This window comes from uncultured Bacteroides sp. (genome assembly GCF_910586915.1).
GTDB lineage: Bacteria > Bacteroidota > Bacteroidia > Bacteroidales > Bacteroidaceae > Bacteroides.
Map to the genome: position 1 here is coordinate 70,866 of NZ_CAJULN010000003.1, position 24,954 is coordinate 95,819.

Here is a 24,954-nt window from a genome sequence, read left to right on the forward strand (position 1 = left end):
TTTTATACTAACTTTGCGATTCCAATACTACAAATATAAAATGTTATGGAACATCAACTTACCATTTACAACACGTTAGACAGAAAGAAAGAGACCTTCGTGCCGCTCCACGCTCCCCACGTAGGAATGTATGTGTGCGGACCGACTGTTTACGGTGACGCCCACCTGGGGCACGCACGTCCCGCCATCACCTTCGACGTCCTCTTCCGTTATCTCACTCATTTAGGATATAAAGTACGCTATGTACGCAATATTACCGACGTAGGCCATCTGGAACACGATGCCGACGAAGGCGAAGACAAAATTGCCAAGAAGGCCCGCCTGGAAGAGTTGGAGCCGATGGAAGTTGTCCAGTACTACCTGAACCGCTACCACAAGGCAATGGAAGCGCTCAACGTGCTTTCTCCCAGCATCGAACCGCACGCTTCGGGCCATATCATCGAACAAATCGAACTGGTGCAGAAGATTTTAGACGCCGGCTACGCTTACGAGAGCGAAGGCTCCGTCTATTTCAACGTTGCCAAGTACAACAAAGACCACCACTACGGGAAACTCTCCGGACGCAACCTTGACGATGTGCTGAATACCACCCGCGAACTGGACGGACAGAGCGAAAAACACAACCCCGCCGACTTCGCCCTCTGGAAAAAGGCACAGCCGGAACACATCATGCGCTGGCCCTCGCCGTGGAGCGACGGTTTCCCCGGATGGCACGCCGAATGTACTGCTATGGGACGCAAATACTTGGGCGAGCACTTCGACATCCACGGCGGCGGAATGGACCTGATTTTCCCGCACCACGAATGCGAAATCGCGCAGTCGGTGGCTTCGCAAGGCGACGATATGGTTCACTACTGGATGCACAACAACATGATTACCATCAACGGCACGAAGATGGGCAAGTCGCTCGGCAACTTCATCACGCTGGACGAGTTCTTCAACGGCACTCATAAGTTGCTGGCACAGGCTTATACGCCGATGACAATCCGCTTCTTCATCCTGCAAGCCCACTACCGCAGCACGGTCGATTTCAGCAACGAAGCGCTACAAGCATCCGAGAAGGGGCTGCAACGACTGATGGAAGCCATCGACGCACTCGAAAAGGTGACTCCCGCAACGGCTACTTCGGAAGGAATCAACGTAAAAGAGCTGCGCTCCAAATGCTACGAAGCGATGAATGACGACCTGAATACTCCCATCGTCATCGCACAACTGTTCGAAGGCGCCCGCATCATCAACAACGTCATTGCCGGAAACGCTACCATCTCTGCCAAAGACTTGAAGGTACTGAAAGAGACGTTCCACCTGTTCAGTTTCGACATCATGGGGCTGAAAGAGGAAAAAGGCTCTTCCGACGGTCGCGAAGCGGCCTACGGCAAAGTAGTGGATATGCTGTTGGAACAACGCATGAAGGCGAAAGCCAACAAGGATTGGGCTACTTCCGACAAAATACGCAATACATTGACCGCACTCGGGTTTGAGATTAAAGATACGAAAGACGGTTTTGAATGGCGACTGAATAAATAACGCGCGATTCGGTATAAAAAACTCAAAGGTACTTTTACATCTGAAAAGAAGGTGTGTCAAAACTCAATTTTTGAAAAGATGAACTTATAATCTGAAAGTTGGGCATCCTAAAAGACAAAAGAAAGGGTCGTATCATTACTTAATGCAGTGCTTGATACGACCCTTTTAAGTGTTGAAGTTACAATCTGTAACTTTGGAAAGTAGTCATTTTAGTTTTGACACACCCTCAACAGGCACGCATGGCCAAGATAACTGCCCGGCTTCAGATAGACAACAATATCTATGATTACCTCAAATACTCATATAACTTCGACTCTCCAGAAATCAACAGGAACAAGAAAACGCTCATCTTTCTTAAAACTCTAAGAATCGGAAACATATTTCTTGTAAAATAGACCTCCCTTGATGCCATGACGGCACCGGCGAGGAACAGCAGTTCGTGCCGGACGGTCAGGGTGGCAGTCCTTCCATTGAACCGGATGCATCCGTTCCGGATAAGCGTCTGAAAAACAAAGAAAAAAATACAGGTTTTGTTTGCTGAATTTTCTTTTTTACATTTGCAAACAGAATATTTAAATCTATATAATTATGAAACAGATTATATTTATAGTGTTTTTTTCTGTCTTATTATCAAGTTGTAATTTGAATGGTAATAAGAATACCATAACATTTAAAACAATGGATGTAAAATGTGAACAATTAGATACGGAATTGTTGATTAACATCGGATGGATTGGATGTATTGATACATTTCTAATAATGACGCATATCACCCAAAAAGACTTTTGCAATGTATATTCAATACCTTCAGGAATGAAAAAAATATATACTTATGGTTCTTTGGGAAATGGTCCAGGTGAATTCCTACAACCAATGCTCACATATACTTATAAAAAAACATTTGGCTTGAATGATATCAATACGCAAACCTTAGCTGTAATGTCTTTGAATGATAATGAAAATGGTGTGGTTATTAAAGAATCATCAAGAAATAGAGTTCCTTATAAGCGTAAAAAAGGAGAACTAAACCCTGCAGATTATAATTTTGTAAAATTGGATGATAAACATTTTGTTTCGCTGTTGTGTGGCAAAGATGGTAGTTTCTTTTCATTATTAGATAGTAATTTACAACCATTACTGAGATTTGGAGAATCTCCTATTGAAGAAGAAGTGTCTGTGCAATCATCGCGATTGAATCTAAAGGGATGTTTATCTGCTTATGATGGTAATATGGTGTTTGCCACCAATAAATTACCATATCTTGCAAAATACCATTTAGAAAATAATGTTATGTTAAAAGATTGGAGTTTCTATTTTGATCAATCGTTTTATAAATGTAAAAATAAAGATCTTCTATTTAGCAAAGAAAGAAGCTTTGGGCAAGTATTGGATTTAGCAATGGATAGCAAATATATTTATGTGTTATACTTGGATCAACTTTTAAGCGAATATGATTTCAAAGACACAAACAAATCTATGGCAAACAAAATATTGATATTCAATTATGATGGAAAGCCTGTTGCTAAGATGAATTTAGATAAAAGAATATATCGAATAGCTTTATATCCAAAAATGAATAAAATAATAGGGTTGGGTAATATGCCTGAACCGACTTTAATATTATTAGATAATATTTAACTTCAAATCAGAGTGGGAATAACCACTCCATTCTCCACCTTGACACACATTTCAACCTGACCTGTCTTTGCACCGTAACTTTAGCTATTTCGGAAGGCTGTTTTATCCTTTCAATAAATAAGAATAAGTTTTGAAAGGGTCGTATCATTACTTAATGCAGTGCTCGATACGACCCTTTTAAGTGCTAAAGTTACAATCTGTAACTTTGGAGAGTAGTCATTTTAGTTTTGACACACCCTCTTTTTTATTTTACCTCGAAGGGTACTTTCTGCTCTTTCCTGAATACGCTGGATTCGAACACCGCAACCAATTCGCCGTCCTGATTGGTGACATCGACCTGATAACAGCCTGTGCTCCGCCCGATATAGCGCTCGCGTGCTTCGGCGTAAAGCGTATCGCCCGGTCCGCTGGCGCGCACAAAGGTGATGGTAGACGAGAGCGAGAAGGCAAGTGTGCCGTGCGAGTTGGCAGCCGCCGCCAGTGCGAGGTCGGCAAGCGTAAAGACGGCTCCTCCCTGTGTACGTGCTCCCGCATTCAGATGTTCAGGTGTTATCTCAAGGCGGGCTTTGCTGTAGCCTTTGCCTACTTCCATCAGCGTGATGCCCGCCTTTCGGGCAAAGGTGTCCTTTTCAAAAAACTCCTGTGCAGTCATTCGTTATCGTATCCTCCTCAAATTCGGTTATCTATTTCTTTATAATGGAAGTCAGCGGATGGCGATTTCCCCGTACATCGTTCAGGAAGGCCTTTGCCGAACCGAAGTTCAGGAACAAATCGAGGCGGACGGGAAGATGGTTCAAGTCGTCCGTCACAAAGAAGGTGATGACCTCTTTTTCCTTCCCTTTCCTGTCGTATTCGACCAACGAGAAAATCAGGCAGCGATAGGTGATTCCGTTTTCGGCCTTCACGTTTTCCTTGCCACGGTAGATAAGCGTCTGCTCTTCCACCTTGCGTCCGGTAGCCATGGGAAACTTAATCTTCTGCCCTACCTTATAGTCGGCAGGGTCGTACGAACGTGCCTGCGCCAAGATGCTGAGCATATCGTAGATGCAACGGCTGTCGTTCGCTTCGGAGTCGGCAAACGTCCCGTCGCGGTACGTGCGTTTCTGATTGACATGGCAAAGCCCGTCTTTGTACGAGAACCAGGCCTCATCGACCGTGTAGCGTTTGCCCTCTTCGGCGCCTTTGCGGAAATAGCGCGGCTCGAGCCGCTCGCCGATGACGCAGGTCAGTGTGTCGCGCATCTTGAAGAAGAAGTCGGCGCGTTTGCTGCCTATGGCGAGCAAGTTCATCCGGTAGGCAGGTTCCGACTGGTAGGTGGTCGCATGGGTCGTAAGGCTGGCAAGGCCGGCTTTCACCCACACAAACTTCCAGTTGAAGTATAAATCATACATCACGTGCTCGCCCGACTGGAACGCGTCGTTCTTCGCCTCGCACTGGGCGCCGGCGGGCAGGGCGAAAACCGCCGCCAACAGGGCGACGACTGCCATCGCCAGACGGCGCCGAATCCTATCGGCGCCCGTTCCGGCTGTTTCTATCTTTTTTTCTTTTGTCTTCATCTGGTTTTTGTTTTTTAAGCTCATCCGGTTTCTGTTCGTCCACAGGGGTCGCATGAATATCCCACGGTTGTGTCACGTCCCACAACGCTTTATATTCCAATATCTCCGGATAGTAGAACACCTCTTCGGGCTGCACGCCTTTGGCAAAGTCGCCCGTGTCCCATTCTCCGTTTCCATTCGTGTCGTTAATCAGCCGGGCGGCGTATTTTCCCGGATTCAGGAAGTAGAAATCGACCATTCCGTCCTTCTCCACCCTGCGCGTGCGCACTACCTTGTCTTGCGCGTCGAGCAGTTCGACAAAGGCGGAAGAAGCGGCGCCCGTCACGTTGAAGCGGAGTGTGAAGTATTCGTCTTCGCTGCGCACCCTGAAGGCTTGCTTTATCTTGTCGGTAAAGAGCCCGTAGATACCGTGGAAGGCGGTGGAATCTACCTCGAACTCATATTCGAGGGTCGGCTCCCAGTCGTAATAGAAATTGAACTTCTTGCGGTCTATGGAGTCTTGTTCAAACTCGAAGGGGATATCCTTCCAAAGCGTGTCCGCCTTCTGCCGCAGATGGATGGCGGCAGTGTCGAAGCGGGCTATCGGCTCCTCGAATTTCAGCGAGACGTAACCATATACATCCATCGACGAAGGTGCGCCGACACTGACCGGGAGGAATTTCGTCGGTTCCGGCTCCTCCTCTCCGTCTTTCTTTTTCTTCTTTTTCTTCTTCTTCTCGTCTTCGGGCTCGTTCTTCTTGTACTTCTGCTTCGACACGAGGTTGAGCGTGTCTGTGCGCGGAACCAAGCGGTCGAGCGTATCGGTGTAGAGATACGTGAGGCTCATGGCGAGCGTGTCTTGCATGAAGAGCAGGGAGTCTTTCAGCCAGTAGTGGATGGTGTCGTTGCGCCGGCTCTTCTCGATGATAAAGGCCTCCTCCTCGTCGAAGTTCAGCCCCTTGAGCACGGGCAGCGTGTCGGCCTTGCCCGCAAAATAGAAGCTAAACTTATGGGGCACAAGTCTTTCGGACTTAATGAGGTATTGCGAGTAGTTGAGCTCCTTGAAGGCGCGGAGGATGATGTCGTCGGGAAGATAATGCATATACTGCTTCTCCACAATGGTGTCGTACGTCAGCGAGTCGACCCAAGCGGTGTCCATGCGCGTGCGCTCTTCCATGCGGGGCACAACGAGCGAATCGTGAAAGGCAATCACCTCACTCTTCTGGTTGAAAGCGAAGTTCTGGTCGGCGTCCATCAGCCCGTAGATGCGGTACTTGCCGGGGGCGATGCCACGGATGGAGAAACGCCCGCGACTATCGGTACGTGCCACGCGGTCGAAAGGCAGCTTGCTGAAGGCCGAATCGTTGAGGTTGGAATGCAGCCCCACGAGGATGCCTTTGATGGGTTCGAGGTTAGAAGCGTCGAGCACCGTGCCCGCCACCTCCATCGTGTCGATTTGCGCGCCGGTGGAGAAGGTGAAGGCAAAATTGCCCAACGGATTGCCTTCGTTGTTGTCGACAATGGCGTCGGAGAAGTCGATGGTATAGGTAGTGTTGGGCTTCAACGAGTCGAGCAGGTTTACCCGTATTCCCTTTCCCACCGCCTTGATTTCGGGCTGCTGTATCTGAGGGGGAGAGATGACGACTTTCTCGGTGGCTTTCTCCAGTTTGATGTACTCGTCAAAGAGAAGAGATATTTTGGTTCTCTTGCTGTTCAGCGCCCCGGCAGGGGGATTGCTGCCTACGAAGCGGGGGGGCGTGGTGTCCTCCGGTCCGCCGTTGGGCCGTCCGATACTGGCGCAGGAATAGAGCATGGCTGCCAGCGTCACTACCGGAAGCAACTTACCGACTATCTGTTTTATCTTTTGATTCTCAAATTGTAACATGATGCAAAAATAAGCGTTCTTATCCAATATATACCACACTTTCCTGCTAATTTATTAAAAATAGAAAAAGGCAGCCTCTACCTATTAAACACCCGACTCGCATTTGTTATTCGTTTTTTTGCCTAAAATAACTATCTTTGTTGCCTGTTGGTTTTGCGTTCCACTATAGTGTTCCGCAAGGGAAACTACAGTGTTCCGTTCGTCCCACTATAGTGGAACGCAAAGACCACCATAGTGGAACGAAATAAAACCAGGCAGCAAAACTAATCTGTTCAGTCATATGGGCACATCCATACACTGACACAAAATAATAACGAATATGAGCATACATTACGACCTTTACGACACGCCCGACATCCGACAGACAGGCGAAGTACAACCGCTTCATCCCCGCACGGTTTTCAAGGGGACTATCAACCAGGACGAGTTTCTCGACCGTGTACACAAATTTACGGGAATCAGCCGCAGCCTGTTAGCAGGCGCCATGCACTCTTTTCAGAACGAGCTGCGGAATTTGCTTGCCAACGGCTGGATTGTGGAGATGGGCGACATCGGCCACTTCTCGGTATCACTGCAAGGGCCGCCTGTGATGAACAAGAAAGAGGTGCACGCACAGTCCATCAAACTGAAAAATGTCAACTTCCGGGCAGGCAGCCGGTTTAAGAAAGAGATAGGCTGGGAGCTCAAACCCGAACGCGGAGCCTCCCTTACCCGTCCGCAGGGCAAAGGACGCAGCGAGGAGGAGTGCCTGGCAATCATCAACGAGCATTTCAAAAGCTATCCCTGCATGACCCGCACCGACTACTCCCTACTGACGGGACACAACAAGAAGCGTGCACTTGCCGAACTGAACGCCTTTATCGGGCAAGGGGTGCTGATGCGTTACGGAGTAGGCAAACAGGTGGTGTACGTGAAAGGAAGGGAAGAAAACAAGGGGTTGATAGCGCCATAGCGTTAAAAAGCATTAAGCGATGTGGGGTTAAGGGCTTTCTTCCGTGTATTTACTATTGATTATGAAAATACACGGATGAAAGCAATACACGTAATAACACCAAAAAATATGCAACACTATTATCTAATACTCACCTCACTGATTTTACTGGTTTCCTGTTCTCCAAAACAAGAAACCACTTACTACTTCAAGGAACAGGAAGAGGAAGGATGGCTTATTCCTGTCCGTATAGGAGAAGAGAGTTACGATTTTTTATTTGATACGGGAAGCAGCAGTTCTTGTATTGAACAGAAAATTGCCTTAAAACTTAAGCTACAAACAATAGATTCATCACTGGTTTATAGAGAAAAATACAAAGAAATCACATATCATGACCTGACTGAAAAAATCACATTCAGCATTGCAGATACTCCGATGAATCTATCTTTTTATATAAGTGACCGCAATATTATTGGAATGGATATTATAAACAAATATCATTGGATGTTCGAGCGTTCTAACACGACTTTTCAATTGCAGGAGAAAAAGATTCCAATACAAAAACGTCCGTCAGACATCGTCTATAAGAAAAAGTACTATTTTAATGATGCAAAAATACGGATTCCTATTGTTGATTTATTAATCAATGACACAATTTCCATCCCTTTATTATTTGATAGTGGTGATATTCAAATAGATGATTTTTCTTATAATGATGAATCTATCGCAACAGTGCTCCCTGTCATAAAATTAAAGTTTTATGATGATATTTCCAACAATGGCTTCTTTCAATATGTATTTAAAACGTATGGTAAGGATGCGATTATATATTATGCAAATCCACGTTTCTTTTTTTGGTTAGAGCCTATAATTATTGACAAGCTGCCTCCTTCCTGTTTTTATATGTCAACAAATACAGATAGTATATATAAAACAACTCAAAATCATAAATATATAGGAGCGCTGACTTGGCATTTTATCCGTCAATTCCGTACTTTCTCTATCGATCCGGAGAAGCGGGAGTTTACATTTACAGTATCTCCCGAAGATAGCAGCATTGTAAAAAAATCCAATCCCAAAGAGATAGAAACATTAAAAAGTAAACGAAACATTAAATTTATATACTTATGAAAACAATCTTATCAATTGCACTCACAGCCTGCGTGTTGTTTGGCTGCAACAACCCGACAACGCCATTAACTCCGCAAGAGAAAACTTTTGCAGGAAAGTATTATGCCATAAAAAGCGACACCCTCGGAATAAAAAATATTTATGGTACCATAGAATCTTATACAGACTACCAAACAGACCGGAATGCTTATTCCAGCGCTACACTCAGAATAATGTTTTCTTTTGAAAAGGCAAAAAACATCATACTGGAATACGAACTGGAATACAATAGTGATTGGAAAATAAGAAATGACACACTATTCGAAAGTTTAAACCCCAATTCGTATAAAATGAGTCTTAAAAGCACCAACCGGCAGGGAGTGGTTGCCAAGAAGTTAATGGAAGAGTTAGAGCCGTTGGCTGAAATGTTTAATGCCAAATTCAAAGAAACACTGCTAAAACATGACGCAACAAAGATTGTAGAAATAACTCCCGAAAAAGCAATCATAGAAATGGACGGAGTGAATGAGACAATCAAAAAAGTAAAATAACAACTAATCTGCCATACCATAAAGTAATATAAAAAGCAGAAAAAGACCATCAATCTTTGCGAGATTAAATTCTCGCAAAGATGAACTTTGGATAGATGTTCCCCCTTTAGAAAACATAATTAATTAATTTATGAACGCACTTTGCTTTTTTCCTTTGGTCATGAATTTCGGAACCCATATCTTTGCACCGTGATCACAAAACAAGAATAAAACCAATTTTACTAACTACTAAAAAAAGAAAGATTATGGCACTGAAGTATGTTGTCAAGAAAAGAACTTTCGGCTTCGACAAAACAAAGGCAGAAAAGTATGTAGCACAAAATGTTATCACCAACACGGTAAATTTCAAAGATTTATGCAAGGAAATATCCATGTTCGGTATGATTCCCGAAGGGGCGGTAAAACACGTAATCGACGCACTGATTGATGCGCTGAACACCAACCTCAACAAAGGATTATCGGTGCAGTTGGGCGATTTCGGATATTTCCGTCCGGGAATGAACTGCAAAAGCCAGGACACGGCGAAAGACGTGGACGCCGACACCATCCAACGGGTAAAAATCATATTTACACCGGGATACAAGTTTAAGGAGATGCTCAACAAAGTCAGCATCTATAAAACCGAAGGAAACAGCAGCGATGTATCCTCGGGAAGCAACGGCGGAGACAATCCTGTCAACCCCGACGGAGGAGACGACGGCGAGACACCCGATCCCGGACTATAACATTTAAAAAGCAGAAATCCGACCGGATAATTTAACTGGATAACCCAACGTGGGATACTGTTCGCTGGAAAGGCAGAAACAGTATCCCACGTGTTGAATTATAGCCATTAAAACAGATTGTTGGTCGGTAACTCGTTTTATTTTTGAGTTACCGACCAACAATCGAAGTTTTTCACTACCTTCGCACCAAAGAATAAACATATTACAAGATGGCAGATACAATTATAGGCAGAGCAACCGAACAGGAAATACTGCGCCAACGTATAGATTCAAAATCTCCGGAACTAATAGCAATCTATGGTCGTCGTCGAATCGGAAAGACCTTTTTGGTGCGTCAGTATTTTAATGATGCGTTCAGTTTTTATTCTACAGGGATATATCAGGGAACCAAGCAGGAACAACTTAGAGCATTCAACCGACAGTTGGAATACTATTCGGGAAGCAAATGGGAAGTCGCAAAGGATTGGTTCGAAGCATTCGCCCAATTGCGTGAATATCTTGAATCGTTGGGTAACAATAAACCCATTGTAGTCTTCCTTGACGAACTCCCGTGGATGGATACGCAGAAAAGCCGTTTTGTAAAGGCATTTGAATATTTTTGGAATTCATGGGGAGCAACGAACAACCGATTAAAATTAATTGTCTGTGGCAGTGCCACAACATGGATGCGTGAAAATGTACTTTCCGACAAAGGAGGTTTGTACAATCGTACCACACGCAGTATATATCTTGCCCCGTTTACTTTGCATGAAACAGAAGAATATCTTCTTTCACGCAGCATTAATTGGAATCGTTATCAGATAGCAGAGTGTTACATGACTCTTGGCGGTACACCGCTTTATCTGCAAATGCTCGAACGTAATTTAAGTTTCACGCAGAATGTAGACAATCTTTTTTTCATACAAAATGCACCATTGGCACGGGAATATGATTTTCTGTTCCGCTCGTTGTTCAACGAGGCCACATTGCATCGGCAAATCATCGAAACATTGGCAAACAAAACGATTGGAATGACCCGGACAGAAATTATGGCTTCAACAAAAATCGAAGATGGCGGAGCCTTGACAAAAGCCTTGCGAAACTTGAGTGATTGCGATTTTATTCGACAATACACAGCATTCGGCAAGACCGAGCGCGGAACAATATATCAGTTGACCGATTTGTTTACGCTGTTTCATCTGCGTTATGTCAAAGGGTATCGCGGACAAGACGAGCATCATTGGCAAAATATGATAGATTCACCATCACGCAGAGCGTGGAGCGGATATTCCTTTGAACAATTGTGCCTGCATCATATCCGTCAAATCAAACAGAAATTGGGTATAAATGGCGTACAAAGCGATGTTTATGCATGGAAAGGCGATGGTGACCAAATTGATTTGTTGATTGATCGCCGAGACCAGACTATCAATCTTTGCGAGATGAAATTCTCGCAAGGCGAGTTTGAAATCACCAAACAATACGATGAACACCTACGCGAACGGGCAGCAAGTTTTCGATCCGCAACGAAAACCCGCAAAGCACTGCATCAAACATTTGTTACGACATACGGAATAAAAAAGAATATGTATAGCGGGAATGTGCAGAGCGAAGTTAAACTGGATGATTTATTTGTTGAATAATCTTCCAATTTTCATTGATTCAACGCCGGAAACATACTTAATTTATTAAAAACTAATCCTAATTGAATGATTTTTCGCCCGTCAATCATTGAAATAATCCGTATCTTTGACTCCCGAAATTCAAACCTAATACAAAAACCCATGAAGAAACAACTACTCTCCTGCTGCCTGGCAGCATTGGGACTGGCAACAGTTCAAGCACAAAGTTTCAATGAGTGGAAAGACCCGGAAGTGAATTCCGTAAACCGATCCGCCATGCACACCAATTACTTTGCTTATGCGTCAGCCGACGAAGCTAAGACAGGCATCAAGGAAAACTCCGCAAATTTCATGACTCTGAACGGCCTTTGGAAATTCAACTGGGTGAGACACGCCGAGGCACGTCCGACCGATTTCTTCCAGACCAACTTCAACGACAAAGGATGGGACGACCTCCAAGTGCCCGGCGTATGGGAACTGAACGGCTATGGTGACCCTATCTATGTGAATGTAGGATACGCCTGGAGAAGCCAGTTCAAGAACAACCCGCCATACGTCCCGACAGAAAACAACCATGTAGGTTCTTACCGGAAAGAAATCGTCGTTCCCGCCGACTGGAAAGGGAAAGAGATTTTTGCACACTTTGGTTCGGTCACTTCCAATATGTATCTTTGGGTGAACGGACGCTTTGTAGGATATAGCGAAGACAGCAAACTGGAAGCCGAATTCAACCTGACGAACTATCTGAAACCGGGAAAGAACGTGATTGCTTTCCAGGTATTCCGTTGGTGCGACGGCAGTTATCTGGAAGACCAGGATTTCTTCCGCTATTCCGGCGTAGGACGCGACTGCTATCTCTACGCACGCGACAAGAAATATATCCGGGACATCCGTGTAACGCCCGACCTGGACAACCAATATAAAGACGCCACACTGAACATCGCTCTGGACCTGAACGAAAGCGGCACAGTAGCGTTAGACCTGACAGATGCGCAAGGCAACCGCGTAGCCACCGCCGACCTGAAAGGCTCGGGTAAGCTGAACACCACGCTCAACATAACCAACCCCGCCAAATGGACAGCCGAAACACCGAATCTCTACACTCTGACTGCCACTTTAAAGAACGGCAACAGTACCGTGGAAGTAATTCCCGTAAAGGTGGGGTTCCGCAAGATTGAGCTGAAGGGCGGACAAATACTCGTAAACGGACAGCCGGTGCTCTTCAAGGGAGCCGACCGCCATGAGATAGACCCGGACGGCGGCTATGTGGTTTCTACCGAACGTATGCTGCAAGACATCAAAGTAATGAAGGAGCTCAACATCAACGCCGTGCGTACCTGCCACTATCCGGACGACAACCGTTGGTATGACCTCTGCGACCAATATGGTATCTATGTAGTGGCGGAAGCCAACATCGAATCGCACGGAATGGGATACGGCGACCAGTCTCTCGCCAAGAACCCCATCTACGCCAAAGCCCATATGGAACGCAACCAACGCAACGTGCAACGCAGCTACAACCACCCGTCCATCATCTTCTGGTCGTTGGGCAATGAAGCCGGCATGGGAGCGAACTTTGAAAAATGCTATACCTGGATTAAGAACGAAGACAAGACACGTGCCGTACAGTACGAACAGGCAGGCACCAGCGAATTTACAGATATCTACTGCCCGATGTACTTAGGCTACAACGGCTGCATCAAATACAGCGAAGGCAACATCCAAAAGCCTTTGATTCAATGCGAATACGCCCACGCTATGGGTAACTCGCAAGGCGGATTCAAGGAATACTGGGACATCATCCGCAAATATCCGAAATATCAGGGCGGATTTATCTGGGACTTTGTAGACCAGTCGTGCCACTGGAAGAACAAGGACGGAGTGGAAATTTACGGCTACGGCGGCGACTTCAACAAATACGACGGCTCGGACAATAACTTCAACGACAACGGCCTCATCAGCCCCGACCGCGTGCCCAATCCTCACGCTTACGAGGTAGCCTATTTCTACCAGAACATCTGGACTACCCCCTCCGACCTCGCCAAAGGTGAAATCAGCATCTACAACGAGAACTTCTTCCGCGACCTCGCCGCATACTACATGGAATGGCAATTACTGGCAAACGGAGAAGTGGTACAGACCGGACTCGTATCCGATTTGAAAGCGGCACCCCAACAAACCGTAAAAGTGCAGCTCCCGATTGACACGAAGAACATCTGTCCCGACAAAGAGCTGTTGCTCAACGTCAGCTACAAACTGAAAGCCGCCGAAACACTGCTGCCGGCAGGAACGACCATCGCCTACGACCAGTTGAGCATCCGCGACTACCAGGCACCGGAACTGAAACTGGAGAACGTACAGGCTTCCAACCTCCCCGTGGCAGTGCCTTCCATCCTCGACAACGACCAATACTACCTGATAGTGAAAGGAGAAAACTTCTCTTTGGACTTCAACAGGCACAACGGCTACCTCTGCCGCTACGACGTGAACGGAATGCAGATGATGGAAGAAGGCAGCGAACTGACGCCCAACTTCTGGCGTGCACCGACCGACAACGATTTCGGAGCAGGCTTGCAACATAAATATGCAGCATGGAAAAACCCGGGACTGAAACTGACGTCTCTGAAACACGCCATCGAGAACGATATGGCAGTGGTTCGTGCCGAATATGAGATGAAAGCGGTAGGCGGTAAGTTGTCGCTCACCTACACCATCAATAATAAGGGAGCAGTGAAGGTGACCCAAAAGATGACAGCCGACAAGAGCCGGAAAGTATCCGAAATGTTCCGTTTCGGTATGCAGTTCCGTATGCCGCTTGCTTTCAACGAAATAGAGTACTACGGACGCGGCCCGGTAGAAAACTATTCCGACCGAAACCACGGCGCCATGATTGGCAAATACCGCCAGACGGTGGAAGAGCAGTTCTATCCGTATATCCGCCCGCAGGAAACCGGAACGAAAACCGATATCCGCTGGTGGAGACTGCTGAACATCGGTGGCAACGGTCTGCAATTCGTTTCTGAAGCTCCGTTCTCCGCTTCCGCACTGAACTACACCATCGAATCGCTGGACGACGGCGACGCCAAAGAGCAGCGCCACTCACCGGAAGTAGAAAAAGCAAACTTTACAAACTTCTGCATCGACAAAGTGCAAACGGGACTGGCGTGTGTCAACAGTTGGGGAGCCATACCGTTGGAAAAATATCGCCTGCCTTACCAGGATTATGAATTCAGTTTCATCATGTCGCCCGTGTCGCATAAACTGAAGTAAAAAACATCGTTAAAAAACAAGGTATCAGGATACAGGAATAACGAAAAATAGCGTACTTTTGCAGCCGGAAACTGATTGAGCAGAATTAGTTTCCGGCTTTTTTCCCCTTAAATTTTCCCACTATACAAGAAAACAACACACGTGCTACTAAAAACGCATAATTAAAAAAAACAGATAAATGAGAAGTATGAAAAGTAGAATTGTTTTATTTACATTTTGCTTGGCCCTTCTGTCCAGTTGCGGCAATAAGGTAAAGGAGACGGGCAAAGTCCCGGAGTATGCAGTACAGGAGTTACAAAAGTCGGCAGCCAATCTGACGACAGCTTATCCTGCCACCATCAAAGGTAAACAAGACGTGGAAATCCGTCCGCAAGTATCGGGCTTCATCACCAAACTGTGTGTAGACGAAGGAGCAAGCGTACGCAAAGGACAAGTACTGTTTGTCATCGACCCCACACAATACGAAGCGGCAGTACGCACAGCCCAGGCAGCAGTTGCCACGGCAGAAGCGGCAGTACGCACCCAGCAAATCACGGTAGACAACAAACGTGAACTGAACAAGAAGAACATCATCAGCAACTACGACCTGTCAATGGCTGAAAATACATTGGCACAGTCGCAGGCACAACTGGCACAGGCAAAAGCACAGTTGACTACTGCCCGCCAGAATCTCTCTTTCACACAGGTGAAAAGTCCCTCCGACGGTGTCATCAACAATATCCCCTATCGTTTGGGAGCATTGGTAAGCCCTTCTATCGCCACCCCGATGACTACCGTTTCCGAAATAGAAGAGGTATATGTATATTTCTCAATGACAGAAAAGGAACTGCTGGCCATGACCAAGTCGGGAAGCACCATCAAAGAGGAAATCGGCAAAATACCTGCCATCAAATTACAGTTGATTGACGGCACGGAATACGATGCGGAAGGCAAAGTGGACGCCATCACGGGAGTCATCGACCAAAACACCGGCTCCGTAAGTATGCGCGCCATCTTCCCGAACAAAGAACACATCCTGCGCAGTGGCGGTACGGCAAACATTCTGATTCCTTATACAATGGACAATATTATCAGCATACCGCAGTCGGCAACAGTCGAAATCCAGGATAAGAAGTTTGTCTACGTCCTCCAGCCGGACAATACGGTGAAATATACCGAAATCGGCATCTTCAACCTCGATAACGGAAAAGAATATCTCGTCACTTCGGGCTTGAACGCAGGAGACAAAATCGTAATCGAAGGTGTACAGAGTTTGAAAGACGGCCAGGCTATACAGCCCATCACACCGGCTCAGAAAGAGGCAAACTATCAACAGCACTTGAAAGACCAACGCGAAGGAAATTTAGCTACTGCTTTCAACTAATAACTTAGACAATCGTATGAAATTAGATAATTTTATCAACCGTCCGGTACTATCAACGGTTATCTCCATCCTGATAGTCATCTTGGGTGCTATCGGACTGGCTACGCTGCCTATCACCCAGTATCCGGACATCGCGCCCCCCACCGTATCGGTAAGGGCTACCTATACGGGAGCCAGTGCGTCGACCGTATTGAACTCCGTGATTGCCCCGCTCGAGGAACAAATCAACGGTGTGGAAAACATGATGTACATGACCTCTACCGCTTCCAACACAGGTTCCGGCGAAATCTCCATCTACTTTAAACAAGGGACAGACCCGGATATGGCTGCCGTCAATGTGCAGAACCGTGTTTCGATGGCTCAGGGATTGCTCCCCGCCGAAGTGACCAGAGTCGGTGTGACAACACAGAAACGCCAAACCTCCATGTTGGTGGTATTCTCCCTCTACGACGAAACCGACACGTATGCGGAATCGTTCATCGAGAACTATGCGAAAATCAACCTGATTCCGCAGGTTCAGCGTGTGCCGGGTGTGGGTGATGCCTCCGTGATGGGACAGGATTACTCCATGCGCATCTGGCTGCGTCCGGATGTAATGGCGCAATACAAGCTGATTCCGAGCGACGTATCCGCCGCTTTGGCAGAACAGAACGTGGAAGCGGCTCCGGGACAATTTGGCGAACGCAGCAACCAGACTTTCCAATACACCATCCGCTACAAAGGCCGTCTGCAACAGCCGGAGGAGTTTGAGAACATCGTCATCAAGTCTCTGCCCAACGGCGAAGTGCTTCGTCTGAACGACATCGCCGAAGTACAGTTAGACCGCTTGGGATACAACTTTACCAACCGCGTAAACGGACATAAGGCTGTAACCTGTATCGTTTATCAGATGGCAGGAACTAACGCCACACAAACCATCAGCGATATCCAGGCGCTATTGGACGAAGCATCGAAAACCTTGCCGTCGGGCTTGAAGATAAACGTTTCGATGAATGCCAACGACTTCCTGTTCGCCTCTATCCATGAGGTATTGAAAACTTTAATTGAAGCCTTTATCCTGGTGTTTATCGTGGTATATATCTTCTTGCAGGATTTGCGTTCTACATTGATTCCGACCATTGCCATTCCGGTAGCCCTTATCGGTACGTTCTTCATCCTGTCTCTGGTAGGATTCAGTCTGAATTTGCTGACGCTATGTGCCCTCGTGCTCGCCATTGCGATTGTGGTCGATGATGCCATTGTGGTGGTCGAAGGTGTACACGCCAAGTTGGACCAGGGCTACACCTCTGCCCGTCTGGCTTCCATCGACGCGATGAATGAGTTGGGCGGCGCCATCGTATCCATTACGCTGGTCATGATGGCCGTATTCGTTCCGGTAAGTTTCATGGGTGGAACGGCAGGAACCTTCTACCGCCAGTTCGGTATGACAATGGCCATCTCCATCGGACTGTCTGCCCTGAACGCCTTGACATTAAGCCCCGCCTTGTGTGCCATTCTTCTGAAACCGCACAAGCAGGAAGGCTCCGAAGAGATTCCGCCATTGAAGGAACGTATGAAAACCGCCTATAAGGCAGCTCATACGACGATGATAAAAAGATATACCGAAGCCATCGGAAAGATATTGCATCCGGGAATCACGCTTGCATTTACGCTTATTGCCATTCTCGGTATGATTTTCGGTCTTTTCAGCATCAACCCGGTAATTAGCGCCATCTTTATCCTTCTCAGTGTTTTAGCACTCATCGGAATGAGTACGGATAAATTCAAGAACAGTTTCAATGATACTTACGAATCTATCCTGAAACGGTATAAGAAACGCGTATTGTTCTTCATTCAGAAGAAATGGCTGTCGATGGGACTGGTGGCTGCCTCCATCGCATTGCTTATGTTCTTCATGAATACCACTCCGACAGGTATGGTTCCCAACGAAGATACCGGTACGCTGATGGGAGCGGTAACTCTGCCGCCGGGCACATCACAAGACCGTTCGGAAGCTATTTTAGCACGCGTGGACAGCCTGATTGCCGCCGACCCTGCCGTAGCGTCGCGCACGTTGATTTCAGGTTTCAGTTTCATCGGCGGACAAGGCCCGTCTTACGGTTCTTTCATCATCAAGCTGAAAGATTGGAAAGACCGTTCGATGATACAGAATTCGGATGTCATCGTTGGTTCTTTATATATGCGCGCACAGAAAGTAATTAAGGAAGCACAGGTATTGTTCTTTGCTCCGCCGATGATTCCGGGTTACTCGGCCTCTACCGATATCGAGGTGAATATGCAGGATAAGACAGGTGGTGAGCTGAACAAGTTCTTCGACGTGGTGAAGGAGTACATGGCTGCACTCGAAGCCCGTCCCGAAATCAACTCGGCAAAAACAACGTTCAACCCGAACTTCCCGCAATACATGATTGACATTGACGCGGCAGCCTGTAAGAAAGCAGGGCTCAGCCCGACGGACATTCTGACCACCATGCAGGGATACTACGGCGGTCTGTATGCATCCAACTTCAACCGTTTCGGTAAGATGTATCGTGTAATGATTCAGTCGGACCCTCTGTCACGCAAGAACCTGGAATCGCTGAAGAATATCAAAGTCCGCAACCGTTCGGGCGAAATGGCTCCTATCGCGCAGTTCATTTCCATCAACAAGGTATATGGCCCGGATATCATCAGCCGCTTCAACCTCTACACTTCGATGAAAGTGATGGTGGCTCCTGCCAACGGTTATACATCAGGCCAGGCACTAACTGCGCTGGCGGAAGTAGCCAAACAGAATCTTCCTGCAGGTTATACCTACGAATTGGGCGGTATGGCACGCGAAGAGGCACAGAGCAGTGGAAGCGCTACCGGATTGATTTTCATCCTTTGCTTCGTATTCGTTTATCTGTTGCTGAGCGCGCAGTACGAAAGTTACATACTTCCGTTGGCGGTGTTGCTGTCTGTGCCGTTCGGTCTGTTGGGCAGCTTCCTGTTTGTAAACGGGGTGAGTGCCATCGGAAACATCTCGATGTTGAAGATAATTCTCGGCACGATGTCCAACAACATTTATATGCAGATTGCGTTAATCATGCTGATGGGTCTGTTGGCAAAGAACGCCATCCTAATTGTAGAGTTCGCCCTCGACCGCCGTAAGATGGGTATGAGCATCACATGGGCAGCCGTATTGGGTGCAGGTGCGCGTCTCCGTCCTATTCTGATGACGTCGTTGGCAATGGTAGTCGGACTGCTTCCGTTGATGTTTGCCTTCGGAGTAGGTGCTCACGGTAACCGCACGTTGGGTACGGCTTCCATCGGCGGTATGTTAATCGGTATGATTTGCCAGATTTTCATCGTTCCCGTGCTGTTCGTCGTGTTCCAATACTTGCAGGAGAAGGTGAAACCGATGGAATGGGAGGATATCGACAACACGGATGCCGCAACTGAGATTGAACAATACGCTAAATAATGAAATTGGATATGAAGAAACAGATTCTATATATGTTGTGTGCAACTGCTCTGCTGAGCAGTTGCCACATCTATAAGTCGTATGACAGACCCGAAGACATCAACACTTCCGGCCTGTATCGTGACCCTATGGCGGAGAACGATACTTTGGCTTCGGACACAACCAACTTCGGCAACCTGCCGTGGAGAAAAGTCTTCACCGACCCGCAACTACAGTCGCTCATCGAAACGGGACTGAGACAAAACACCAACCTCCTGTCTGCCGTGCAGAACGTAAAAGCGGCAGAAGCATCACTGATGTCCGCACGTCTCGCCTATGCGCCGATGTTGGGACTGTCGCCACAAGGAACCATCAGCAGTTTTGACAAGAACGCGGCAACAAAAACCTACTCGTTGCCTGTGACAGCCAGTTGGCAAGTCGATCTGTTCGGCCAGTTATTGAACTCCAAACGTAACGCACAAGTTACACTGGAACAGGCAAAGGCTTACCGCCAGGCAGTGCAGACGCAAGTCATCTCCAACATTGCCAATATGTACTATACATTGATGATGCTCGACCGCCAGTTGGAGATAACCAAAGCCACAGCCGAAATCCTGCTGCAGAACACCGAAACGATGGAAGCCATGAAAGAGGCGGCAATGTACAACATCAACTCGGCAGGGGTCGAACAAAGCATGGCTGCCTATGTACAGGTACTTACCAGTCTCCCGGACATTAAACAGAGCATCCGCGAAACGGAAAACGCCCTGTCTGCTTTCTTGGGAGAAGCACCCCACGCCATCAAGCGCAGCGTGCTGGAAGCACAAGTACTCCCGGCGGAGCTTTCCGCAGGCGTGCCCATCCAGTTGCTATCCAACCGTCCGGACGTGAAAGCCGCCGAGATGGCTTTGGCAAGCTGTTACTATAATACAAACTCGGCACGTGCCGCCTTCTATCCGCAAATTACGCTCAGTGGTTCGGCAGGATGGACAAACAGTGCCGGAGGTGCGATTTTCAATCCGGGCAAACTGTTGGCTTCCGCCATCGGCTCACTGACACAGCCGCTCTTCTACCGCGGACAGAACATCGCCCGCCTGAAAGCCGCCAAAGCTCAGGAAGAGAGTGCGAAGCTCGCCTTCCAGCAGACGTTGCTTAATGCCGGAAGCGAAGTCAGCAACGCACTGAGTTTATACCAAAAGACCAGCGAAAAGGTAGAATCGCGCCAAATACAGGTGATGTTTGCCCGAAAAGCGGCGGAAGATACCAAAGAATTGTTCAACTTAGGAACTTCAACCTACCTGGAAGTGTTATCTGCACAGCAGTCTTACCTGAGCGCACAGATTTCTCAGGTTGCCGATTGCTTTGACCGGTTACAGGCAGTAGTAAGCCTGTATCAAGCCTTAGGTGGTGGAAGAGAAGAATAACTTTAAAGATATACGATTATGATTAGTCCGTTAGCTTATGTAGACCCTGAAGCAAAGTTAGGCAAGAATGTAACCGTCCAGCCGTTTGCCTACATCGAAAAGAATGTGGAAATCGGAGACGACTGTGTCATCATGTCTTATGCCAGTATCCTGCAAGGTACTAAAATGGGAAAAGGGAACAAGGTACATCAAAACGCTGTCTTAGGAGCGGAACCGCAAGATTTCCACTACACGGGAGAAGAGAGCAGCCTGATTATCGGAGACAACAATGATATTCGTGAAAACGTAGTCATCAGCCGTGCCACCCACGCCGGGAAGGCTACCCGAATAGGAAACGGCAACTACCTGATGGATAAAGTGCACCTCTGCCACGACGTGCAAATCAACGACAATTGTGTGGTAGGTATCGGCACCACCATCGCAGGCGAATGTAAGTTGGACGATTGCGCCATCCTAAGCGGCAACGTCACGCTGCACCAGTACTGCCACATCGGTAGCTGGACGCTTATACAAAGCGGATGCCGCATCTCGAAAGATGTACCGCCTTATGTCATCATGTCGGGCAATCCGGTAGCTTACCACGGAGTAAACGCCGTAGTCCTTTCGCAACACCGTAACACGACGGAAAGAGTCCTCCGCCACATCGCCAATGCTTACCGCCTGATTTATCAAGGCAATTTCAGCATTCAGGATGCAGTGCAGAAGATTATCGACCAAGTGCCGACGAGCGAAGAAATCGAAGCAATCGTAAACTTTGTGAAAGGCTCGGAAAGAGGGATTGTGAAGTAGACAAAGAACTTTATACAGTGAAGAGAAAGGGTGATGCCAAAGAAAAGCGTCACCCTTCTTTTTTGATTATTCAAACTCCAACGTACCGAAGAAGTCGGGACGGTGGAAGTCGGGCTTCTCTATCTCTATCGGATTCCATGAAAGGAAATGAGGTGTCTGCAATTCATCGCCGCATTTGTAGAAGTTGGCTTTCAGCTCCTTGCCGTCGAGCGACTTAAGCTGATGTTTAAAGAATGCAGCATAAGGGATAATCAGAGCTACCTCCCAGTTTGTCTCTTCAACGCGTTCTTCAAAAGGCGCATTGCCCAAGCTCGACCAGCGTTGTACGAGAGCCGTCATCTCTTTCGGAGCGTGCTCACGACCGTTGCGGGCAGGCCCGGCGCCAATCAGAATCGTCCCGATGCAGTTGCACTCTATGTTATAATAGACCCCGTCGCCGGCAGGTACGGAAAAGAACTCCACGCAGGAATCCGTCCACACAGAACCGTTGTCTTCGCCATAACGGGCACGCACGCTCTCTTCTTTCACCTTGAAATGCAATAAAATAGAGTCCTGCGTGTGAGCTATGCGAAAGTTTACTTTAGGTTTGTAAGGATATTCAGCCCAGTTGACACACCCGATAGGTTGAAAATCTATTTTTTCTTCATCGAATAATTTAGGAAGCGAGCAGGCTTCCACGTTAGCCGCACTAATTTTCTTTACTTTCATATATCTTTCGTTTGAATGTCACAAATATAGTTACTTTCTTCCAATAAGGTTCACAGAAATGAAATAAAAAACGATATATTTGCCCAACAATGTCCGCCACGGCGGGCAGTAGTACGTGAACAGACCATGCAAAAAGTGCTTCCTATCCATTTCGCTCCGCTACAAGGTTATACCGAAGCGGCCTATCGCAACGCCCACGCTGCCAGTTTCGGCGGTGTAGAGAGCTATTACACCCCGTTTGTACGGGTCGAGAAAGAGAGCTTCCGGCACAAAGACGTGCGCGACATCGAGCCGCAACGCAACCATGTCGCCCACCTCGTTCCGCAGTTGATAGCCCCGACTGCGGAGAAGGCAGAAGCGATTTTAGCCCTTTTCATCGAGAAAGGTTACCGGGAAGCGGATATCAATTTAGGCTGTCCGTTTCCTCTCCTGGCAAGGCGGCACAACGGTTCGGGCATCCTGCCTTATCCCGAAGAGGTGAAAGCACTGCTTGGCCTCGTCGAAAAGTATCCGCAAATCAGTTTCTCCATCAAGATGCGGTTGGGATGGGAGAATGCGGAAGAGTGTCTGCGGCTTGCCCCTGCGATTAATTCCGTGCCTCTCCGGCAAGTGACGGTGCACCCCCGTTTGGGAAAGCAGCAATACAAGGGGAAAGCAGACCTCAAAGGGTTTGCGGCTTTTCTGGAAGTCTGCAAGCATCCTATTATCTATAATGGAGATATCAATACGCCGGAAGATATCCGGCAGATACAGGAAAGGTTTTCTTCGCTGGCAGGCGTCATGATAGGACGCGGGCTGCTTGCCAATCCGGCGTTAGCGGTGGAATACACACACGGCCGTGCACTAAGTCCCGATGAAATGGCGCAAAAAGCAGCGTCGATGCACACATACGTGTACACTGCCTACGCCAAACAGCTTGAGGGCGGCGAGGGGCAACTGCTGAACAAGATGAAAACCTTCTGGGAATATTTATTGCCTAACGCAGAGAAGAAACTGCTGAAAGCCATCCATAAAAGTACCAGCCTGAACAAATATAATGAAGCAGTCGAGTCCTTTTTTAAGGCAATGGTGAGCTGATTGCCAGTATTTTTCATTAATTTTGCGCCCGTTTATAAACAAACGCATTATGAAAAGATACATTCTATTATTCCTTTGCCTGACAACGATTTCGGGCAGCTTTGCACAAAAGCAGGACTTCAAGTTTAAATTCTACGGACAAATCCGTACAGACCTGTATTATAACAGCCGCGCCAACCAGGAGACGGTAGACGGATTGTTCTATATGTATCCGAAGGACGAGAGTCTCGACGCGGAAGGAAACGACTTGAATGCCACACCAAACAGTAACTTCTATACCCTGTATTCGCGTCTGGGAGTGGATGTTGCCGGTCCGAAATTGGGTACGGCCAAGACTTCCGCCAAGATAGAAGCCGACTTCCGGGGTACGGGCACCTCTTACTCTGTAGTCCGTCTGCGTCATGCTTACCTCAATTTGGACTGGGGAAAATCGGCCTTACTGCTCGGACAGACGTGGCATCCGCTATACGGCGAGGTAGCCCCGCAGATTCTCAACCTCTCTATGGGCGCACCCTTCCAGCCGTTCAGCCGTGCGCCGCAGATTCGTTACCGCTACAACAACCGCCACTTCCAACTGACGGGAGCTGCCCTGTGGCAATCGCAATATCTGTCGCAAGGCCCTGCGGGCAAGAGCCAGGAGTACATCAAGAAAAGTTGTGTCCCCGAAGTTTACATCGGAGCGGATTACAAGAACAACGGTTTCTTAGCGGGCGTAGGTATCGAGATGCTTTCGATGAAGCCTCGCACGGAGTCTGTCGGCGAGAACAACAAAAAATACAAAGTAGACGAACGCATCACGACCCTCTCCTACGAAGCTCACGTGAAATACACAAACAAGAACTGGTACGTCGGAGCCAAAAGTGTATTAGGTTCCAACTTGACGCAGGCTTCGGGCCTCGGCGGCTTCGGTATCAAATCCATCAACGAGCAAACAGGCGAACAGAAATACACCCCGATACGCATCTCCTCTTCCTGGCTGAATGTCGTTTACGGCCGGAAATGGAAACCGGGAATCTTTGTCGGCTACGCCAAGAACTTGGGAACAAGCGATGATTTGGCTTCCCCGCAACTCTATGGCACAGGAACAAACCTCGACAAGTTGGCAATGGCAGGAGCCGAACTAACGTACAACGTACCTCACTGGAAATTCGGCTTGGAATATACATTAAGCTCGGCCTGGTATGGCTCGGTCCAACTGATTGATGGAAAAATCACAGATACACATTCCGTCCGCAATAACCGCATCGTAGCCGTTGCGATGTTTATGTTCTAATCCGTTCAACAAGAGCTCTGATTATCAACTATTTCCAATTGCCATATAAACTGGATGCAGCACATATATATCCTACTTCCAGCGCATATATATCTTACTTCCAGCATCTATATATCCTATTTG

The 24,954-nt window shown here is 47.4% G+C and carries 18 protein-coding genes and 1 pseudogene; 15 read left to right on the top strand and 4 right to left on the bottom strand.

From position 1 onward, the window contains the following. The first annotated feature begins 45 nt into the window (after positions 1–45). From cysS to QZ331_RS02115, 3 genes and pseudogenes are all read left to right on the top strand, one after another. Positions 46–1,527, top strand: coding sequence for a cysteine--tRNA ligase (gene cysS / locus QZ331_RS02105; RefSeq protein ID WP_294627618.1), 1,482 nt, complete (start codon positions 46–48; stop codon positions 1,525–1,527). Positions 1,528–1,769: 242 nt separating this feature from the next. Further along, positions 1,770–1,877, top strand: a pseudogene (locus tag QZ331_RS02110) (replication initiation protein); the annotation flags it as partial. Between the two features lie 238 nt (positions 1,878–2,115). Continuing rightward, positions 2,116–3,165, top strand: a complete 1,050-nt coding sequence (locus tag QZ331_RS02115) for a BF3164 family lipoprotein (protein ID WP_294627620.1) — start codon at positions 2,116–2,118, stop codon at positions 3,163–3,165. A 244-nt stretch (positions 3,166–3,409) separates the two neighbouring features. Here QZ331_RS02115 and QZ331_RS02120 read toward each other — a convergent pair whose 3' ends face one another. Genes QZ331_RS02120 through QZ331_RS02130 form a run of 3 tightly spaced genes read right to left on the bottom strand, consistent with a single transcriptional unit; the run spans position 3,410 to position 6,585 of the window. Beyond that, positions 3,410–3,817 (bottom strand): hotdog fold thioesterase, encoded by a 408-nt coding sequence (locus QZ331_RS02120; protein WP_294627622.1) that lies wholly within the window; start codon positions 3,815–3,817, stop codon positions 3,410–3,412. A gap of 31 nt (positions 3,818–3,848) precedes the next feature. Then, positions 3,849–4,721 (bottom strand): DUF3108 domain-containing protein, encoded by an 873-nt coding sequence (locus QZ331_RS02125; protein ID WP_294627624.1) that lies wholly within the window; start codon positions 4,719–4,721, stop codon positions 3,849–3,851. Then, complete coding sequence (locus QZ331_RS02130; RefSeq protein ID WP_294627625.1) at positions 4,672–6,585, bottom strand: Ig-like domain-containing protein; 1,914 nt, start codon at positions 6,583–6,585, stop codon at positions 4,672–4,674. The genes QZ331_RS02125 and QZ331_RS02130 overlap by 50 nt, the downstream gene beginning before the upstream one ends. Positions 6,586–6,904: 319 nt before the next feature. Between QZ331_RS02130 and QZ331_RS02135 the strand changes: the two genes are divergently transcribed. The 10 genes from QZ331_RS02135 (at position 6,905) to lpxA (ending at position 21,773) form a co-directional block, all read left to right on the top strand. Next, positions 6,905–7,537 (top strand): DNA-binding protein, encoded by a 633-nt coding sequence (locus tag QZ331_RS02135; protein ID WP_294627627.1) that lies wholly within the window; start codon positions 6,905–6,907, stop codon positions 7,535–7,537. A 75-nt stretch (positions 7,538–7,612) separates the two neighbouring features. Then, entirely contained in the window at positions 7,613–8,647 is a 1,035-nt protein-coding gene (locus QZ331_RS02140; protein ID WP_294627629.1) for an aspartyl protease family protein, read from the top strand. After that, positions 8,644–9,177, top strand: a complete 534-nt coding sequence (locus tag QZ331_RS02145) for a hypothetical protein (protein WP_294627631.1) — start codon at positions 8,644–8,646, stop codon at positions 9,175–9,177. Before QZ331_RS02140 ends, QZ331_RS02145 begins: the two co-directional genes overlap by 4 nt. A 245-nt stretch (positions 9,178–9,422) precedes the next feature. Next, positions 9,423–9,902, top strand: coding sequence for an HU family DNA-binding protein (locus tag QZ331_RS02150; protein ID WP_294627633.1), 480 nt, complete (start codon positions 9,423–9,425; stop codon positions 9,900–9,902). Positions 9,903–10,111: 209 nt separating this feature from the next. Beyond that, the gene (locus tag QZ331_RS02155; RefSeq protein ID WP_294627635.1) at positions 10,112–11,524 is read left to right on the top strand and encodes an ATP-binding protein; all 1,413 of its coding nucleotides are present in this window, start codon (positions 10,112–10,114) and stop codon (positions 11,522–11,524) included. Positions 11,525–11,665: 141 nt separating this feature from the next. Then, on the top strand, positions 11,666–14,773 hold the full coding sequence (locus tag QZ331_RS02160) for a glycoside hydrolase family 2 TIM barrel-domain containing protein (protein ID WP_294627637.1): 3,108 nt from the start codon (positions 11,666–11,668) through the stop codon (positions 14,771–14,773). A gap of 187 nt (positions 14,774–14,960) precedes the next feature. After that, positions 14,961–16,136: an efflux RND transporter periplasmic adaptor subunit gene (locus QZ331_RS02165; protein ID WP_294627639.1), complete on the top strand. Its 1,176-nt coding sequence runs from the start codon at positions 14,961–14,963 to the stop codon at positions 16,134–16,136. A 16-nt stretch (positions 16,137–16,152) separates the two neighbouring features. Next, complete coding sequence (locus QZ331_RS02170; RefSeq protein WP_294627640.1) at positions 16,153–19,581, top strand: efflux RND transporter permease subunit; 3,429 nt, start codon at positions 16,153–16,155, stop codon at positions 19,579–19,581. Positions 19,582–19,592: 11 nt separating this feature from the next. After that, positions 19,593–20,984 (top strand): TolC family protein, encoded by a 1,392-nt coding sequence (locus QZ331_RS02175; RefSeq protein WP_294627642.1) that lies wholly within the window; start codon positions 19,593–19,595, stop codon positions 20,982–20,984. Positions 20,985–21,002: 18 nt separating this feature from the next. Then, entirely contained in the window at positions 21,003–21,773 is a 771-nt protein-coding gene (gene lpxA, locus QZ331_RS02180; RefSeq protein ID WP_294627644.1) for an acyl-ACP--UDP-N-acetylglucosamine O-acyltransferase, read from the top strand. Between the two features lie 66 nt (positions 21,774–21,839). Here the strand turns inward: lpxA and QZ331_RS02185 are convergent, their stop codons facing one another. Continuing rightward, complete coding sequence (locus QZ331_RS02185) at positions 21,840–22,481, bottom strand: carbohydrate-binding family 9-like protein (protein WP_294627646.1); 642 nt, start codon at positions 22,479–22,481, stop codon at positions 21,840–21,842. A gap of 126 nt (positions 22,482–22,607) precedes the next feature. Here QZ331_RS02185 and QZ331_RS02190 point away from each other — a divergent pair, with 126 nt between their 5' ends. Both QZ331_RS02190 and QZ331_RS02195 read left to right on the top strand, forming a co-directional pair. Continuing rightward, positions 22,608–23,558 (top strand): tRNA-dihydrouridine synthase family protein, encoded by a 951-nt coding sequence (locus QZ331_RS02190; protein ID WP_294627648.1) that lies wholly within the window; start codon positions 22,608–22,610, stop codon positions 23,556–23,558. A 49-nt stretch (positions 23,559–23,607) separates the two neighbouring features. Beyond that, positions 23,608–24,831 carry a DcaP family trimeric outer membrane transporter gene (locus tag QZ331_RS02195; RefSeq protein ID WP_294627650.1) on the top strand — a complete coding sequence of 408 codons (1,224 nt, stop codon included), beginning with the start codon at positions 23,608–23,610 and terminating at the stop codon, positions 24,829–24,831. Positions 24,832–24,954: the final 123 nt, after the last annotated feature.

Excerpts from the sequence above, each read along its gene's own strand:
- cysS (WP_294627618.1), top strand. The coding sequence starts at position 46 with ATGGAACATCAACTTACCATTTACAACACGTTAGACAGAAAGAAAGAG.
- QZ331_RS02115 (WP_294627620.1), top strand. The coding sequence starts at position 2,116 with ATGAAACAGATTATATTTATAGTGTTTTTTTCTGTCTTATTATCAAGT.
- QZ331_RS02120 (WP_294627622.1), bottom strand. The coding sequence starts at position 3,817 with ATGACTGCACAGGAGTTTTTTGAAAAGGACACCTTTGCCCGAAAGGCG.
- QZ331_RS02125 (WP_294627624.1), bottom strand. The coding sequence starts at position 4,721 with ATGAAGACAAAAGAAAAAAAGATAGAAACAGCCGGAACGGGCGCCGAT.
- QZ331_RS02130 (WP_294627625.1), bottom strand. The coding sequence starts at position 6,585 with ATGTTACAATTTGAGAATCAAAAGATAAAACAGATAGTCGGTAAGTTG.
- QZ331_RS02135 (WP_294627627.1), top strand. The coding sequence starts at position 6,905 with ATGAGCATACATTACGACCTTTACGACACGCCCGACATCCGACAGACA.
- QZ331_RS02140 (WP_294627629.1), top strand. The coding sequence starts at position 7,613 with ATGAAAGCAATACACGTAATAACACCAAAAAATATGCAACACTATTAT.
- QZ331_RS02145 (WP_294627631.1), top strand. The coding sequence starts at position 8,644 with ATGAAAACAATCTTATCAATTGCACTCACAGCCTGCGTGTTGTTTGGC.
- QZ331_RS02150 (WP_294627633.1), top strand. The coding sequence starts at position 9,423 with ATGGCACTGAAGTATGTTGTCAAGAAAAGAACTTTCGGCTTCGACAAA.
- QZ331_RS02155 (WP_294627635.1), top strand. The coding sequence starts at position 10,112 with ATGGCAGATACAATTATAGGCAGAGCAACCGAACAGGAAATACTGCGC.
- QZ331_RS02160 (WP_294627637.1), top strand. The coding sequence starts at position 11,666 with ATGAAGAAACAACTACTCTCCTGCTGCCTGGCAGCATTGGGACTGGCA.
- QZ331_RS02165 (WP_294627639.1), top strand. The coding sequence starts at position 14,961 with ATGAAAAGTAGAATTGTTTTATTTACATTTTGCTTGGCCCTTCTGTCC.
- QZ331_RS02170 (WP_294627640.1), top strand. The coding sequence starts at position 16,153 with ATGAAATTAGATAATTTTATCAACCGTCCGGTACTATCAACGGTTATC.
- QZ331_RS02175 (WP_294627642.1), top strand. The coding sequence starts at position 19,593 with ATGAAGAAACAGATTCTATATATGTTGTGTGCAACTGCTCTGCTGAGC.
- lpxA (WP_294627644.1), top strand. The coding sequence starts at position 21,003 with ATGATTAGTCCGTTAGCTTATGTAGACCCTGAAGCAAAGTTAGGCAAG.
- QZ331_RS02185 (WP_294627646.1), bottom strand. The coding sequence starts at position 22,481 with ATGAAAGTAAAGAAAATTAGTGCGGCTAACGTGGAAGCCTGCTCGCTT.
- QZ331_RS02190 (WP_294627648.1), top strand. The coding sequence starts at position 22,608 with ATGCAAAAAGTGCTTCCTATCCATTTCGCTCCGCTACAAGGTTATACC.
- QZ331_RS02195 (WP_294627650.1), top strand. The coding sequence starts at position 23,608 with ATGAAAAGATACATTCTATTATTCCTTTGCCTGACAACGATTTCGGGC.